The sequence below is a fragment of the Nonomuraea sp. NPDC004354 genome (assembly GCF_053602555.1).
The window spans coordinates 108,062-122,653 of the sequence record NZ_JBSGDV010000008.1 but is presented as its reverse complement, the minus strand read 5'-3'; the positions used below and the strand labels follow the sequence as shown (position 1 = coordinate 122,653).

Sequence of the window (14,592 nt, the reverse complement as noted above, 5' to 3'; positions counted from 1 at the left end):
ACGGCCGCTCCCGCCCGAGGGCGGTAATGGTGTGATCGATGGCGAGGGCGTAGGCGCGCTGCGTGTTCGGGATGGCCAGCTGGGCACTGTCAGAGCCTTGCCAGTCAGCCGCCGGCTGCCCACTCCGTGTTCAGTACGCGAGTTCGTCCTTTGTGGTCAGCGAGTCCGGGTCAGGGTGCTGGGTGCTCCGGGCGGCCAGGCTCTGCCGCCACTGCTCCATGGCCTTCCCGAGGGACTCGGTCACGAGGTGAAGGAATTCGGCGGAGGACTTGAAGCGGGCGCCCGCCGGGGTTGCGACCCCGAGAATCTCGGCTCCGCGCTGCGACGCGGCCTCCAGGGCGTCGTTCGTCTGCACAGCCGCAAGGGTGGACCGGAGCCAGATCTCATCGTCGATGACATAGCGTTCGCGGCGCCCGCCGGGAACCCGCTCCCGCGTGAGCAGTCCCTGCTGTTCGAGGAAGGTGACGGCGTGCGAGATCGACGCCGGGCTGACGCGAAGCCGCTGGACCAGTTCGGCGGCGGTGAGGGCGCCGGAGTCGGTGATGTACAGGCAGGCCAGCACCCTGGCCGTCATCTGGGGGAGCCCCTGCTGAACGAGGAGATCGGTGAAGGACTCGGTGAAGTCCTGAACCGCTCGGGGGTCACGCCCGTGGTCGCCGTGGGGGACCGGCGGCGCCGGAGACTGAGCCTGCTTGCGTCGGCGCGCACGGTGGCGTGTGGCCTCGTGCGCCCGGTCCGCCCCGTAGCCGTCGGGGCCGCCGTTGCGGGTGACCTCCCGCATGATGGTCGAGGCGGGCCGCCCGAGAAGCCGACCGATCTCTGCGTATCCGAGTCCTTCGGCCAGCCCCGTAGCGATGTGCTGCCGGTCCTCATTGGTGAGCCTGCCTCCGGGCATCGGTGCTTGTTTCCTCTCGCTCGACATGCGCGAAGCTCGGCGCCCGCGTACCCCGCTGCACAGTATGCATTCACGCGCAGTCCATTGCAATTCTGGCCCTGATCATCCATTGCATTCAGCATCACAATCATTGCAATGCACGCCCTTTGATCCCAAAGAGCAGGGGGAATGCTCCTCTTTGCTTGTTGACTGATGTATAAACGCAATGTAGTGTCGCAGACGTTCAGGGATTCCCGAACACAGGTGGTGCGACCGAGCCCCGGCTCGCCGAGGCCAGGGGTGCCACGCCGGGACGGGCTCGCAGAGATCGAACATTTGAGGCAGGGAGCTACGTGATGGACACAAGCAACAGCGGCTTCTCCGCGGCAGGGCTGCGCAGGCTGCGCGAGGTGCTGACGCGGCATGTCGACTCCGGGAAGATTCCCGGGCTGGTCGCCCTGGTCAGCCGGGGCGGTGAGACGCACGTCGAGGCGATCGGGACGATGCGTCATGACGGCGGCCCGCCGATGAGCCGGGACACGATCTTCCGGATGGCCTCGACGTCGAAGCCGGTTTCGATGGCGGCCGCGATGGTGTTGCTGGACGAGTGCCGGCTGCGGCTGGATGACCCGGTCGATGCGTGGCTGCCGGAACTGGCCGACCGGCGGGTGCTGAAGCGGATCGACGGCCCGCTGGACGACACCGTGCCGGCGCGGCGGCCGATCACCGTGCGGGACGTGCTGACGTCCACGTTCGGGCTCGGCATGGACATGACGTCGCTGGGCACCCCGATCATGAACGCGATCTTCGAGCAGGGGCTCACGCCCAATCTTCCGGTGCCGATGCCCGGGCCGGATGAGTGGATGCGCCGCCTGGGCACGCTCCCGCTGATGCACCAGCCCGGACAGCGCTGGCAGTACCACATCAGCAACGATCTGCTCGGCGTACTGGTGGCCCGGGTCACCGGCCAGTCGTTCGAGACGTTCCTGCGCGAACGCGTCTTCGATCCGCTGGGGATGAAGGACACCGGGTTCCACGTGCCCGCCGACAAGATCGACCGGCTGCCGACCCTGTACGCCCCCGACCCGCAGACCGGACAGTTCCTCGTGTGGGACGAGGCCAAGGGGGGACGCCACAGCCGGCCTCCGGCGTTCCAGGGCGGTGGCGGCGGGCTGGTCTCCACCGTCGACGACTACCACGCCTACTTCCGGATGCTGCTCAACGGCGGAATGCACGGCAGCGAGCGGATCCTGTCCAGGCCCGCCGTCGAGCTGATGACCACCAACCGCCTGACGCCCGAGCAGAACGCCGCCCGCAACGCCATGGCCCTCGACAACGTCCACATCTCGCACGGCCAGGGGCAGCACGGCGGCTGGGGCTTCGGCATGGCGGTGCGTACCTACCGCGGCGACTACGCCCCCGTCGGCCAGTTCGGCTGGGACGGCGGGAGCGGCACCGCGACCTACGCCGACCCGGCCAACCAGCTCACCGGAATCCTGCTCACGCAGGTCGGGGCGTCCACCCCGGATTCGACGCGGCTGATCCACGACTTCTGGACCATGCTCTACCAGGCGATCGACGACTGACCCCGCGCCCTCGCCCGGTAGGCCGGACCTCACCCCGCATTCCACCATCCGCCCGTTCCATCGGATTTCCTGACAGCTTTGAAGGAGCACACCACCATGTCCATCACCCTGACCGACCAGGACAAGTCCACCCTGCGCACCGCCGCCTACGGCGCCGTCTCGCTGCTGGCCGCCGCCGATGCCGCCGGCAAGCCCCACAAGGTCGCCACCGAGGGCTCCATCGCCCTGGCCTCCGCGACCGGCCTGGTCGGCCACGTGCTCGCCGAGAAGACCAGGGACATCACTCTGGACGGCAAGTCCGTGGCCGCGATCGCCGACCACGTGCTGCCGGCCCTGACAGCCGCCATGGGCCTGCTCAAGAAGCAGGATCCGGCAGAGGCCGACAACTTCCGCAGCACCGTCCTGGTCGCCGTCGAAGCGGCCGCCCGCACCCACCAGGGCGAGCCCAGCCCCACCCTGACCGAGATGATCCGCAAGATCACCGCAGCCCTCGACGCCGCTTGATGGGATGTCCCAGGGTCTCCGGCCACCGGGACGCGGCGGCGTGCCGGGGCAGGGAGGGGGCGAGCCCCGCCAAGGCGGCCACGCCGGCTCGCTCGCCCCTTGCCGACGCCCGCCGGCATGGACGTTGCGGAGTCAGCTCGCCGTCCTGGAACACGGTGTCACCCGGCAGGGTGTCCGCTGCTGTGCGGGAATGCTGCCAGCCGCGCCTAACGGGTGATCTCCATCTGGGCCATCATCCCCATCTGGGAGTGTTCGAGCAGGTGGCAGTGGTAGAGGAAGCGCCCGGTGTAGTCGCCGAAGGTGGCCTGCACCCGAACCGACTCCCCGGGCCGGATGTGCACGGTGTCCTTGCGGCCCGTCTCGCCCGGTAGCGGCGGGTTGCCGTCGCGGTCCAGCACCCGGAACTGCACCAGGTGGGTGTGGAAGTTGTGCGGCACCTGGTACTCGACGTCGCCGTTGGTGATGCGCCAGATCTCGGTGGTGCCCAGCTTGATCTTCGCGTCGATGCGGTCCGGGTCGAACGGCCGGCCGTTGATCAGGCCCATCGGCACGTCGCCGACGAACCCGAATCCGAGCACGACCTCGCGGGTGGCGGTCGCCTCCGGCAGGGGAGGCAGTTCCCGCAACCGGTCGGGTACGCGGCTGTTGTCGCGGGCCCGCCGTACGACGTCGAAGCGGAGCACCGGCCCGGTCGTGTCGGCCAGCACCAGCTGGGTGCCCAAGGGATGGCGGGAGAAGTCGACCACGATCTCGACGCGCTCGCCGGGGCTGAGCAGCAGCGTGCTCCGCGGCACCGGGGCGGGCAGCAGGCCGCCGTCGGTGGCGATCTGCGTCATCTCGACTCCGCCCAGGCTGAGGGTGAAGTCGCGGTGGGTGGAGACGTTGAGCAGGCGCAGGCGGTACTTGCGCGCCGCGACCGGGAAGTACGGCGAGGGCTTGCCGTTGGCCAGGAGGGTGGTGCGGTACTCGGGCTCGGCGAAGACGAGGGCCCCGGACTCGTCGAAGGCGGCGTCGCGCAGCAGGATCGGGATGTCGTACTCGCCGCCGGGCAGCCCGAGATGCCGCTCGCTGTCATCTTCCAGCAGGTAGGCGCCGTGCAGGCCGCGGAAGACGTGCTCGGCCTCGGTGTGGTGGCTGTGATCGTGGTACCACAACGTCGCGCCCTGCTGCCGGTTGGGATAGTTGTAGAGCTTGGCGCCCCCGGGCTGGATGAGGTCCATGGGGTGGCCGTCGCTGACGGCCGGTACGTGCCCACCGTGCAGGTGCACGTTGGAGGGCGCCTCCAGGCGGTTGCGGAAGGTGATCAGGGTACGGCGCGCACTCTTGGCGCGGATGGTCGGACCGACGAACTGGTTGCCGTAGGAGAGCACGGGAGTCCGGACACCGGGCAGGATCTCCGCCTCGATCTGGCGGATGGCCAGCTCATAGACATCGGCTTCGGGCAGCTGGGCGATCGGCCGCAGCACCTGCGGCACGGGCATGCGCGCAGAGAAGGGGGCGACCGGCGCCCGGGTGGAGACGACGGTTTTGGGGGAGGTCGAATGGTGCGTGTGGCCGGGGCCGGGCGGGGTTTCCCGGGTCACGGCCGATGATTCCAGCGCCTTGGGCAACAAGACCGCCGCCCCTGCGACTCCGCCGAGCGTGAATAACTTCCTGCGACTCAGCATTTCCACCCCAATCACTGCAGAAGCTGGAGAGCCATATCTTGCGCGCGGCGACCCCGCATTTCGGCGATCTCGCAAGACCTCTTGCAGCATTCGTGGGTGTGGCGGCGGCGGCAGACGGGTGGCTCCGGCCGGCCGTTCTCTGGTCGAGCCCGCCAGGCCGGGAGTGACACGTCGCATGGGCTGCACCCGCCCGGCCGGGCGCCGACCTGCCCGCCGAGGGGGTCGGTCAACACCTGGCGGGCCAGGTCGCCGGCGAGGCTCAGGCCGGTGAGGCGGACGGACCCCCATGCACCCCCAGCAGCGGCAGCCACACCTCGTCCACGATCTCGACGATCGACTCCTCCGACACCGCGCGCATGGTCATGAACATGTCGTGGCGCAACAGGTCCAGCGGCAGGTTCACCACACGGGACGAACGCGGCACGTCCGGCAGCTCGCCGCGCTCGACCGCGCGAGCGACGATCATCTCGAAGGTGGTCGGCCGGCCCGGCGGCAGGAGGGTGTCGCGAAGCTCGCCGAGGCTGGTGCCGGTGTCGCGGAAGTAGTCCGCCAGCTGCACGCTCATCAACGTGATCATGCCTGCGCGGTCAGCGTCGGCGTTGCGCAGGAAGCCGATCGCGTCATCGCGGAGGCTGCCGGTGTCGGGCACCGTGATCGGCTGCCAGAATTTGGCGAGAGTGGCCAGCAGCAGGTCGTCGCGCTGCGGCCAGCGCCGGTAGAGCACAGGACGACTCGTGCCGGCGCGGGCGGCGACCGCTTCGTAGGTGAAGCCGTGATATCCGTGCTCGACCAGCACGTCCCACGCGGCGTCGAGGATCGCGTCCTGGAGCTTGCGGCCGCGTCGACGGGACGCGCCGCCGTCGCGGGTCGTGCCGGCGTCGGCACGACGTTCCGCCGCCTGCGCGCTGATCGCCTCGTGCTCAGCCGCGGTCCGCTCCCGCTTACGGTCCACCTGCGCATCTTATCGCGGAGACTTACGGAGCCCGCCATTAGATGCAATTGTGTACTCTAAAGTGCTGGACAACCACGGCCTCGTCGAGCGCCGCGGGGGCCGAGGAGCACCGGCGCCCGCTCCCGGTTCTTCACTGCCACGCCATCCCCGACGGTTGCGCCGAGTTCACCGCCGGCTCTCGCCGTGAGACGACCGATGAGGGGCAGCGCGTACGTGCAGACGCACCCCTTGCAGGCCGAACAGGATGAGAAGCTCGACCGCGCCGCCGTCGGCGCTGCCCAGCCAGTGCGGCAATGACGTGTCGAATTCGGCTGCCTCACCTGGCGGCAACGTCAGGTCGCGCTCACCGAGGACGAGCCGCAGGCGACCGCTGAGCACGTACAGCCATTCGAAGCCTTCATGGGTCTGCGGGGTCGGTTCGAGCGGTTTCGGCTGGGCAGGGATGATCATCTTGAACGCATGCACTCCGCCCGGCCGCCGGGACAGGGGCACGAAGGTCATCCCGAACCGTTTGATCGGCTTGAGGTGCATCCGGGGGTCGCCGGTGCGCGGGGCGCCGACGAGATCGTCCAGCGGAACGTCGTAGGTACGAGCCAGCGGCAGCAGCAGCTCCAGGGTTGCCCGACGTTGCCCGCTCTCCAGCCGGGACAGGGTGCTCTCCGACACGCCGGTCGTCGCCGCGAGGGCAGCGAGGGTGATGCCACGGTCACGACGCAGTGCACGAAGTCGCGGCCCCACCGCGTCAAGGACGTCGTCCGTTTCGCGATCCATGAGGCCATCTTGCCGGAACCGCAAGTTTCTGTGCCAGATCGGGCCCGCCTGGCAAGACTGAGCGCTCCTGACAGAAGGAGCCTTGATGAGCACCACCGATGCGGTCACGTTCTGGGACGACCTGCACGCGGCCCGACCGGCAGCCATTGACCCGCAGCCAAATGCGCGCCTCACCGAGACGATCACGAGCCTGCCGCCCGGCGACGCGTTGGACCTCGGATGCGGCGACGGCGGCGACGCGCTGTGGCTCGCCGGCCAGGGGTGGCACGTCACCGCCGCCGACATCTCGGCCGTGGCGGTCGAGCGGCTCGCCGTCCTCGCCCGCTCACGCGGCCTGGGCGACCGTGTCATCACCGTGCGCCACGACTTGCACAAGTCGTTCCCGCAGGGTGGATTCGACCTGATCTGTGCCCACTACCTGCACACCCCCTTCGACCTGGACAGGGCAACCGTCCTGCGCTCAGCCGCGCGCGCACTGCGCCTGGGCGGGCGGCTGCTGGTCGTCGACCACGGCTCGGCCGCGCCATGGTCGTGGAACCAGGATCCCGACGTCCGGTACCCGAGCCCGCGGGAGGTCGCCGCGGGAATCGATCTGGACCCACCGACATGGACGGTCGAGCGGGCCGACACACCCCGCCGGATCGCGACCGGACCGGGCGGGCGCACCGCCGAGATCACCGACCACGTCCTACTCATCCGACGTACCGCCTGACACGGCACCAGACCCGCCCCCGGCGAAAGAGCGAAAGAAAGGAAGCCACTGTGCCCAGCACCACGCGCCGCGACCGCCGCGGCGACACCCCGCCGCCCCGGACCGGAAGCAGCGAGACCGAGATCCTGCGCGAATTCCTCGACTACCTCCGGACCTCGATCGCCGCGAAAGTCGAGGGTGCCCCCGAACCTCAGGCGCGAACAGCCGTGGTGCCGTCGGGCACGAACCTGCTCGGCCTGCTCAACCACCTGACTTTCGTCGAACGCTCGATGTTCCTCGGGGACGACGTCACCGACTGGCAGGCGACGTTCCAGGCTGCGCCGGCGGACAGAGTGGCCGACGTCGTCGCCCGCTACCGAGAAACGGTCAGGCGCGCGAACGAACTGCTCGACGGGTGCACCGATCTCGGCGCGCCGATTCCTCGACCGCGACCGGAACGCCCCGCTCCCAGCATCCGGTGGGCCCTCACCCACATGATCGAGGAGACCGGCCGTCACGCGGGCCACGCGGACATCCTCCGCGAACTGATCGACGGCGCGACCGGGCGCTGATCCACCTTCTCCAGAACAGGACCACATGATCACCGCAACACGACTGTTGTCGCGCCGCTTCTTCCGATCCGCGCGCACGGTGGCGACCGTCACGCTCACCCTCCTGCTCACGATCGGCACCGCGGCCTGTTCCACGCCGACAGCCGGCGACGTTCCCCCCTACGCCGTCGCAACCCAGGACGACCCCCAGTTCAAGAACACCTTCCGACACAAGTTCTCCGACGTCGACGGCGTCCGTATGCACTACGTGACCGGCGGCAGCGGCACGCCGGTAGTGCTGATACACGGTTGGCCGCAGACCTGGTACGGCTGGTGGCCGATCATGCCGGCGCTCGCCAAGAACCACACCGTCTACGCTGTCGATCTTCCCGGACTGGGCGACAGCACCGGCTCACCGACCGGCTACGACAAGGCCACTCTGGCGCGGTACGTCCACACGCTGATCGCCGACCGGCTCGGGATACGTGACGCCCGCGTCGTCGGGCACGATTTCGGCGCCGCAGTAGCCTTCCAGTACGCCAGCCAATTCCCCGATGACACCGCCCGCCTCGGCTACTTCGACCTGCCACTACCCGGGCCCAGGATCGATGCGTCCACGTACCGCTCACTGAGCTGGCACATCGCCTTTCACTCCCAGCGACGGGTCCCCGAGGCGGTCGTACGCGACGACGTCCGCGAGTACCTGGCGCTGTTCTATCCCCAGGTCTCGTTCGGCGGCACGGCGTTCGGCGGCACATCTGATCGGTCCCCGTTCTCCGACACCGAGATCAACGAGTACGCACGGACCTACAGCCGGCCAGAGGTCCTGTCGGGCGGCTTCGAGCTCTACCGCGCCCTCGACAAAGACGTTCGCGACACCGCGGCAGCAGCACCGGTACGTGTCCCGACCCTGCTCATGACCGCCCAGGGGCAGCTCGACGCGATCCGAGCCACAGTGGCCCCGCGCATGACCAAGATCGTGCGCGCGGTGGACGTGCCGCACGCGGGACACTGGCTCGTCGAGGAGAACCCCCAGTTCGTCACTGCGGAGCTGGTGCGCTTCCTGGACGGATGAGCCCGTTCTTGTTTGTGGTCGGCGGTCCTTACTGTAATCACCGACGCGAGGGATGCCCGTGCGGAGCGAGTGGGAGCAGGATGAGCACGCCACCACCGCCGCCTGGTACGCGACGACGAAGCAAAGGCGGGTAACCCCACCCCGCTCGGGAGTGCGATCGCCGCCTACGGCCGCGTCTTCAAGACCACGCACATCCTCACCTACGCCATGGGGTAGCCCTGTAGGCGTGACCTCAAGGTCATCCGTAACCTGCAGGAGTCCCGCACGCCCTCACCGGGAAGATCTTCCACCTACGTGGACCAGGCGTCGGCGCGGCTACGGGCTCCGTGCCCGTGTACAAACTGATCCCCGGGCCCGCTGCGTGGCCGATAAATGGGCGAAATGGCGACGTAGCACAAAGAAACTGCCTGCTCACGTGTGGCCTGCCGCTATGGCCACGGAGCGCGGCGCCCGGCCTGGACGCGCTGCTACACCACCGACATGACCGACGCCGAACGGCAGGCCATCGAGCCGCTCATGCCTCAACCGGCCTGGTTGCACGGCAACGGCGGACGCCCCGAGAAGTGTGGAGGGGACGCTGTCGTGGATCTCCCGGCGCAGGCGCTGCGTCCAGGACTACGAGCACTTATCCGAGCACCACGAAGCCATAGTGCTGTGGTCGATGATCATCTGATGGGGCGTCGAGTCGTCCGCGCTGCCGGCCGACCGCCTCCCACAAGGGGCGCGCCCTCCGATACCGCTATGCGTCCTTCGCGGACTGCACCATCTTCAGCAGGTAGCTGATGTCCTTGTCGAAGGTGATCTCGCGCAGGATGGTGGTCGGCTGTCCCTCGTCCATCCGCCAGATGAAGGTATACAGTGCCGGCACATCGTTTTCGACCCGGCGCATGATGATCGCCGCGTGGTCGCCGAAGTCGGTAGTGGCCGGGAAGGTGATGTCGTCTATGGACTCACCCACCGACTGGCCTTGTTCGCGCAGCGCGCGGAAGCGCGCCATGAACTGGGCCTTGGTCAGGGTGATCGTCTGGCCGGACTCATCCGCCCGCACGTTTTCGAATTCCGGGTCATACAGCTGATCCAGTTGGTCCACGTCCATGGCCAGTCCGGCCTGGAGGTAGGTCCGCATGCTGTCCACGAGTGCCTGGTTCAAGATCTACACCTCGCTCTATAACGACGTTATAGAAGCCAATGTAACACAGTTATACAATGGATGCCGTGGATGCAGAGACGATCGTGAAGCAAGCCCTGACGCTGCTGAAACAGGAAGGTCTGACCGGGGTGACCTTCCGCAGGCTCACCACCAGCCTGCAGGTCAAGGCCCCCGCCATCTACTGGCGCTTCAACGACAAGCAGGAGCTCCTGGACGCGATGGCCGAAGCCATCTTGCAAGAACAATTCGCCGAGCTCGCGCCACTGCCTTCAGACCAGTCCTGGCGGCCATGGCTGGCCGCCATCTTCCACCGCCTGCGCCAGGCAATGCTGGCCTACCCCGACGGCGCCCGAGTCGTGGCCGGCGCCCGACCACCCGGCACACCCACCCTCGCCCGCATCGCCGAACACGCACTCCGCACACTCGAAGACCGCGACCTGCCCCTGGCTGAGGCGGCGAACATCGTCTTCACCGGCACCCACTACACCCTCGGCCACGTCATCGAAGAGCAGGACTCCGCAGGCGCCCACACCATGGACACCCGGACCGCCGAACAGTTCGCGCAGACATTCCCCACCATCGCCCGTGCCCTGGCGGAAGGCCGCCACGCCGGACTCACCCCCGACGACATCTTCAACGCCGGCGTATCCCTGATCATCGGAGACCGCGACATGCGGTAGCCCAGGATGTGTCCACCGTCCCTCGGTCCATGGCCAGAAGTTCGGAACAGGCACTTAAGCGCTCGTGCGCGCTTCGGCGGTGTTCTTGAGGTCTTTCAGCCAGGCCTCAAGACCTTTTCCGAGGAAGTCGGTGGCGAGTGGCACGTTGGTTTCGATCTGGTCGCCCGCATGGGTCTCCTCGGTGCGTACGAGGACGCCGCCCTTGACCTTGGTGAAGGTCCAGACGTGAACGCCCCGGTCGATGCGCAGTCCTTCGCCGATCGCCGGCCCGGTCCAGCGGATGCACGCATGGTGCCGAAGCTGGCGGACGGTGGAGGTGATGACCAGCGTGGTGGGCGCGCTGACGGGAGTGGCGGGCACCGGGGTGGTCCACCGGAAGCGCGAGTTCTTGCGGAGCGGGCCAGGGTCCAGGCGCTTCATGCTGGTCACGGGCCTCTGCCAGGTGGGCCAGCCTTCCACATCGGTCTGCAGTTTCCAGATGGTGCTCAGCGGCGCCTTGATCAAGGCCTCGGTCCGGTACCGGATCTTCGCGGTGGGGTCGACACCTTTCCCGCGGCACTGGAGTCCACCACCGTGGTGAGCGGCGGCGTGGTGGATGGCCGGGGGCTGCGCGGTGACGGCCTGCGCGGCGGAGATGTCGCCTGCGAATACGCCGGTCGCGGCGAGCGAGATCGTGAGCGCGGTGATGCGCGCGCGGGTCGGGAATCGCTGCCCGGAGGAGTTCGACAGGTTGTTGCTGGACATGGTCATTGAGCTTCCTGATGAGTACTGAGGAAAGTGGGCACGCTGCTTCAGCGCCGGGCTCGACGGATGGCCACGATGAGTGCGGCAGAGGCTGCGACGATCAAAGCGACGAACGCGGGGTGAATGTCCTTGGACAGGCTCGGCGCGCCGTCGGGCCGCGTCCGCCAGACGACGAGCGGGATCGCGTACGTGACGGCGAGGAGCGTGGCGTGGACATGGTCGTCATGATGTTTCCCTTCGGACGGGAAGGTGGCAGGTCATCGCGGGGACGGAGGCGAGCCCGGCCGCCGGTGGAAGGGAAGGGTGAGAGACCTTCACCGTGTGAGATCGCCGGGACGGTGACGTAGGTGATGGAATGCGGTCCTGATTTCGGAGACCAGAAGGTCTGGCTGTTCCAGACCGGGGAAGTGGCCGCCGCGGTCCAGCTCGTGCCATGACCGGAGGTCGTGGTAGCGCCGCTCGGCCCAGCGCCGGGCGGTCGGCCACGGCTCGGCGGGGAAGAGCGAACAGGCGGTGGGCACCGTCACCGGTTGTTCGTTCTCTTCTTCGGCGCTGCGTGGTACCCACCGCATGGCCTCCCAGTACCAGCGAGCGCTGGAGGCGCCGGTCCCGGTCAGCCAGTACAGGGCGATGTTGTCCACTTGTTGCGACGCGCTCACCCCGCCGCCGGCCTCCGGTCGGGTGTCGGAGTAGGCGGCGAACTTCTCACCGAGCCACGCCGCCAGGCCGGCAGGCGAGTCGAGCAGGGAGTAGCCGAGCGTCTGCGGGCGCGTGCTCATGATCATCCCGAAGCCGTATCCGTCCGCGAGATGAGTGTCGCGCCGCTCCAGCATGCGTTGTTCCGCCGGGTCCGGCGAGATCCGGTCGTCCGGCAGGGGAGAGGCGATCGGCATCGTCAGGTGCAGGCCGGCGACTCGCTCGGGCACCAGGCGTGCCAGTTCGGTGCTGACGAACGCGCCCCAGTCTCCGCCGTGCGCGCCGAACCGCTCGTAGCCGAGCACGGTCATCAGCTCGGCCCACGCCCGCGCCGTGCGTGCGGGGTGCCAGCCGCGCTCGCGTGGACGATCGCTGAACCCGAACCCTGGCAGGGCCGGGACGACGACGTGGAAGGCGTCACTCGCGGAACCGCCATGGGCGACCGGATCGCTGAGCGGCCCGAGGACGTTCTCGAATTCGAGGACGGAGCCCGGCCAGCCGTGGGTCAGCAACAAGGGGAGCGCTGTGGGCTCGGGCGAGCGTACGTGCCAGAACGCGATCCGCAGGTCGTCGAGGCGCACGCGGTAATGCGGAATCGTGTTCCACTGCTCTTCCCTGGCCCGCCAGTCGTGCTGTCGCCAGGTGTCCAGCAGCGTGCTCAGCCGGTCCAACCCGATACCCTGCGTGGCGCCCGGCACCGTTTCCGGCTCGGGAAGCCGAACCCCGTCAAGACGAGCCCGCAGGTCCGCCAGGTCGCGGTCAGGAATGCGCATGGGGTACGGCTCGATCTCCGGCGTTGTCGCCGCGTTTTCAGACATGGACGAAACCCTAGAAACCGGTCACCCCCGGGTCCATGCGTGAGATTGCCGGGAGAGCGGTCAGGAATTGCGATATGCCGAGGGACGGGTGCCGGTGTGCCGCAGGAAGGCCGTCGACAGAGCACCGGGACTGGCGAAACCGCAGAGCGGCGCGATCTGGGCGACCGTGAGGTCGGTATCCCGCAGCAGGCGTTGCGCCTTCTCGATCCGCAAGCGGATGAGGAACCGGTGGGGCGTTTCTCCTGTTGCTCGGTTGAACACGCGAACAAGGTGATAGACGCTGAGGTACACCTCGTCCGCGATGTCCGCCAGGGTGAGCGGTTCGGCCAGCCGGTCACGCATGACGGCGATCGCCGCGCGGACGCGTGCGTCCTCCCGCCCCGGCGTCCGTTGACCAGGTGACCGGGAATGGCGGGTGAGCAGGTGCACGGCCAGGAAGGCGGCCGCGGACTCGGCGTACAGGTCGCCGGTCTCCTCCGCGAAGCCGGCGGCGCGGACAGCCTCCTCGATCAGCGGATCGCCGGCGGCCACGGACGCCGCCATGCTCGCGTAGTCCACCGCGCGGCCACCCAGCTGCTCGGCGGTCCGTTCGACGGTGCCGCGCGGGATGTGGACCTGCACGCTGCGCAACGGGCCGTCCGCGCGATAGCGGCGGACGGCGGGCCGGTCCGGGATGCCCAGTTCGAGCCGCCCCGGTACCCAGGTGTGGCGGCTCCATCGACCATCGATCCGTGTCTCCATCACGGTCCGGCCTCCTACGGGCAGTATCAGGTGCACGTCCGCCGCGGCCGGCAACTCCATGTCCTCGACCAGCGGGACGTGGTCGAACCGTTGCGCAAGCAAGGACTGCCAGCCGAGGTCCTCCCAGCTGCAGTGCGTCCGCCGAACGTATCGATCCATGTCGAAACCGGCATAGGACTGGAGATCGAAATGAACGGAGTCGAACACCATACGGCCGAGGCTAGTCAGTTCCTGTGGCCGGCTGAACCGCTACCTCCTGCGCTCCCGTGTTCGGCGCGTGGCTGTCAGCCGGCTGCCAGAACCTCCACGCCGCGTGCCGTGAGCTGCTCGACGACTGCGTTGCCGGGATCGGCATCGGTGATCAGTCCGCTGATCTCCTCCCAGGGCAGGACGCGGAACCGTGAAGCCGTGCCGATCTTCTCCGACGAGGCGAGGATGTAGGTGTCGGCGGCCCGTGCGGCCAGGGCGCGCTTCATCGCGGCCTCCTCGGCGTCGCCGGTGGTCAGTCCCGCCTCGGGATGGACGCCGGTGACGCCGAGCAGGCAGAGGTCAGCCGAGACGTTCTGGGCCGCCTCCACCGCGGCGGCACCGCAGGCGACCGCCGAGTGTTTGAAAATGCGGCCGCCGAGCAGGAAGACCTCGGCCCGCGGATGTTCCAGCAGCGCGGCGGCGATGGTCGGGCTGTGGGTGATCACGGTGCAGGCCAGGTCCGGCGAGAGCGTGTGGGCGACGGCCAGGGCGGTGGTGCCGCCGTCCAGGATCACGGCGCTGCCCGGCCGTACCAGCGCCGCGGCCGCCGCGGCGACCTTCCGTTTGCCGTCGGGGGTGACGGTCTTGCGGGCGGTGTAGTCCGCCACGGCAGGGGAGACGGGTAGCGCTCCGCCGTAGACGCGGTGGCAGAGGCCCTCGGCGGCCAGGTCGCGGAGGTCGCGCCGCACGCTGTCCTCGGAGATGCCCAGGTCCGCGGCGACGTCCTTGGCGACGATCTTGCCTTCGCGGGCGAGCAGGCCCAGCAGGTGGTCACGCCGTTCAGCAGCCAGCATGCACGTTCTCTCCAGTTCTTGCACGTTTCTGCATGTATCGTAGCGCGTC

Annotated in this window: 15 protein-coding genes; 6 read left to right on the top strand and 9 right to left on the bottom strand. The window is 68.5% G+C overall.

What is annotated here, in order from left to right; translation table 11 throughout:
* Positions 1 to 130: 130 nt before the first annotated feature.
* The gene (locus ACWENQ_RS23150) at positions 131 to 895 is read right to left on the bottom strand and encodes a helix-turn-helix domain-containing protein (RefSeq protein ID WP_452416043.1); all 765 of its coding nucleotides are present in this window, start codon (positions 893 to 895) and stop codon (positions 131 to 133) included.
* A gap of 335 nt (positions 896 to 1,230) precedes the next feature.
* Between ACWENQ_RS23150 and ACWENQ_RS23145 the strand changes: the two genes are divergently transcribed.
* Positions 1,231 to 2,460 carry a serine hydrolase domain-containing protein gene (locus ACWENQ_RS23145; RefSeq protein WP_449923381.1) on the top strand — a complete coding sequence of 410 codons (1,230 nt, stop codon included), beginning with the start codon at positions 1,231 to 1,233 and terminating at the stop codon, positions 2,458 to 2,460.
* Between the two features lie 96 nt (positions 2,461 to 2,556).
* On the top strand, positions 2,557 to 2,964 hold the full coding sequence (locus tag ACWENQ_RS23140; protein ID WP_452416041.1) for a hypothetical protein: 408 nt from the start codon (positions 2,557 to 2,559) through the stop codon (positions 2,962 to 2,964).
* A 206-nt stretch (positions 2,965 to 3,170) separates the two neighbouring features.
* Here ACWENQ_RS23140 and ACWENQ_RS23135 read toward each other — a convergent pair whose 3' ends face one another.
* The 3 genes from ACWENQ_RS23135 to ACWENQ_RS23125 all read right to left on the bottom strand — a co-directional run bounded on the left by ACWENQ_RS23135 (position 3,171) and on the right by ACWENQ_RS23125 (position 6,354).
* Entirely contained in the window at positions 3,171 to 4,445 is a 1,275-nt protein-coding gene (locus ACWENQ_RS23135; protein WP_452416040.1) for a multicopper oxidase family protein, read from the bottom strand.
* A 445-nt stretch (positions 4,446 to 4,890) separates the two neighbouring features.
* Positions 4,891 to 5,583: a TetR/AcrR family transcriptional regulator gene (locus ACWENQ_RS23130; protein WP_452416039.1), complete on the bottom strand. Its 693-nt coding sequence runs from the start codon at positions 5,581 to 5,583 to the stop codon at positions 4,891 to 4,893.
* 165 nt (positions 5,584 to 5,748) lie between these two features.
* Positions 5,749 to 6,354, bottom strand: a complete 606-nt coding sequence (locus ACWENQ_RS23125) for a helix-turn-helix domain-containing protein (protein ID WP_449923371.1) — start codon at positions 6,352 to 6,354, stop codon at positions 5,749 to 5,751.
* Between the two features lie 85 nt (positions 6,355 to 6,439).
* Here ACWENQ_RS23125 and ACWENQ_RS23120 point away from each other — a divergent pair, with 85 nt between their 5' ends.
* From ACWENQ_RS23120 to ACWENQ_RS23110, 3 genes are read left to right on the top strand one after another with little or no spacing between them, the layout of a single operon-like run.
* The gene (locus tag ACWENQ_RS23120) at positions 6,440 to 7,066 is read left to right on the top strand and encodes a class I SAM-dependent methyltransferase (protein WP_452416037.1); all 627 of its coding nucleotides are present in this window, start codon (positions 6,440 to 6,442) and stop codon (positions 7,064 to 7,066) included.
* 50 nt (positions 7,067 to 7,116) lie between these two features.
* Positions 7,117 to 7,617 (top strand): DinB family protein, encoded by a 501-nt coding sequence (locus ACWENQ_RS23115; RefSeq protein WP_452416036.1) that lies wholly within the window; start codon positions 7,117 to 7,119, stop codon positions 7,615 to 7,617.
* A gap of 25 nt (positions 7,618 to 7,642) precedes the next feature.
* A complete protein-coding gene (locus tag ACWENQ_RS23110) occupies positions 7,643 to 8,671 on the top strand; it encodes an alpha/beta fold hydrolase (protein WP_452416035.1) in 1,029 nt (342 codons plus the stop codon).
* Positions 8,672 to 9,410: 739 nt separating this feature from the next.
* Here ACWENQ_RS23110 and ACWENQ_RS23105 read toward each other — a convergent pair.
* Positions 9,411 to 9,821: a hypothetical protein gene (locus tag ACWENQ_RS23105; RefSeq protein ID WP_449923358.1), complete on the bottom strand. Its 411-nt coding sequence runs from the start codon at positions 9,819 to 9,821 to the stop codon at positions 9,411 to 9,413.
* Between the two features lie 65 nt (positions 9,822 to 9,886).
* On the opposite strand from ACWENQ_RS23105, the gene ACWENQ_RS23100 reads away from it, so the two are divergent.
* On the top strand, positions 9,887 to 10,501 hold the full coding sequence (locus ACWENQ_RS23100) for a TetR/AcrR family transcriptional regulator C-terminal domain-containing protein (protein ID WP_452416034.1): 615 nt from the start codon (positions 9,887 to 9,889) through the stop codon (positions 10,499 to 10,501).
* Positions 10,502 to 10,555: 54 nt separating this feature from the next.
* Here ACWENQ_RS23100 and ACWENQ_RS23095 read toward each other — a convergent pair whose 3' ends face one another.
* From ACWENQ_RS23095 to ACWENQ_RS23080, 4 genes are all read right to left on the bottom strand, one after another.
* The gene (locus ACWENQ_RS23095) at positions 10,556 to 11,251 is read right to left on the bottom strand and encodes an SRPBCC family protein (protein ID WP_452416032.1); all 696 of its coding nucleotides are present in this window, start codon (positions 11,249 to 11,251) and stop codon (positions 10,556 to 10,558) included.
* Between the two features lie 308 nt (positions 11,252 to 11,559).
* Positions 11,560 to 12,759 (bottom strand): epoxide hydrolase family protein, encoded by a 1,200-nt coding sequence (locus tag ACWENQ_RS23090; protein ID WP_452416031.1) that lies wholly within the window; start codon positions 12,757 to 12,759, stop codon positions 11,560 to 11,562.
* A gap of 60 nt (positions 12,760 to 12,819) precedes the next feature.
* The gene (locus ACWENQ_RS23085; protein ID WP_449923344.1) at positions 12,820 to 13,710 is read right to left on the bottom strand and encodes a helix-turn-helix domain-containing protein; all 891 of its coding nucleotides are present in this window, start codon (positions 13,708 to 13,710) and stop codon (positions 12,820 to 12,822) included.
* 74 nt (positions 13,711 to 13,784) lie between these two features.
* Entirely contained in the window at positions 13,785 to 14,543 is a 759-nt protein-coding gene (locus tag ACWENQ_RS23080) for a DeoR/GlpR family DNA-binding transcription regulator (RefSeq protein ID WP_452416029.1), read from the bottom strand.
* Between the last annotated feature and the right edge of the window lie 49 nt (positions 14,544 to 14,592).

What these genes read in the sequence shown, in the direction of transcription:
- ACWENQ_RS23150 (WP_452416043.1), bottom strand. Translation starts at nt 895, where the DNA reads ATGCCCGGAGGCAGGCTCACCAATGAGGACCGGCAGCACATCGCTACG.
- ACWENQ_RS23085 (WP_449923344.1), bottom strand. Translation starts at nt 13,710, where the DNA reads ATGGTGTTCGACTCCGTTCATTTCGATCTCCAGTCCTATGCCGGTTTC.
- ACWENQ_RS23140 (WP_452416041.1), top strand. Translation starts at nt 2,557, where the DNA reads ATGTCCATCACCCTGACCGACCAGGACAAGTCCACCCTGCGCACCGCC.
- ACWENQ_RS23120 (WP_452416037.1), top strand. Translation starts at nt 6,440, where the DNA reads ATGAGCACCACCGATGCGGTCACGTTCTGGGACGACCTGCACGCGGCC.
- ACWENQ_RS23080 (WP_452416029.1), bottom strand. Translation starts at nt 14,543, where the DNA reads ATGCTGGCTGCTGAACGGCGTGACCACCTGCTGGGCCTGCTCGCCCGC.
- ACWENQ_RS23125 (WP_449923371.1), bottom strand. Translation starts at nt 6,354, where the DNA reads ATGGATCGCGAAACGGACGACGTCCTTGACGCGGTGGGGCCGCGACTT.
- ACWENQ_RS23095 (WP_452416032.1), bottom strand. Translation starts at nt 11,251, where the DNA reads ATGACCATGTCCAGCAACAACCTGTCGAACTCCTCCGGGCAGCGATTC.
- ACWENQ_RS23090 (WP_452416031.1), bottom strand. Translation starts at nt 12,759, where the DNA reads ATGTCTGAAAACGCGGCGACAACGCCGGAGATCGAGCCGTACCCCATG.
- ACWENQ_RS23110 (WP_452416035.1), top strand. Translation starts at nt 7,643, where the DNA reads ATGATCACCGCAACACGACTGTTGTCGCGCCGCTTCTTCCGATCCGCG.
- ACWENQ_RS23135 (WP_452416040.1), bottom strand. Translation starts at nt 4,445, where the DNA reads ATGCCCGTGCCGCAGGTGCTGCGGCCGATCGCCCAGCTGCCCGAAGCC.
- ACWENQ_RS23145 (WP_449923381.1), top strand. Translation starts at nt 1,231, where the DNA reads ATGGACACAAGCAACAGCGGCTTCTCCGCGGCAGGGCTGCGCAGGCTG.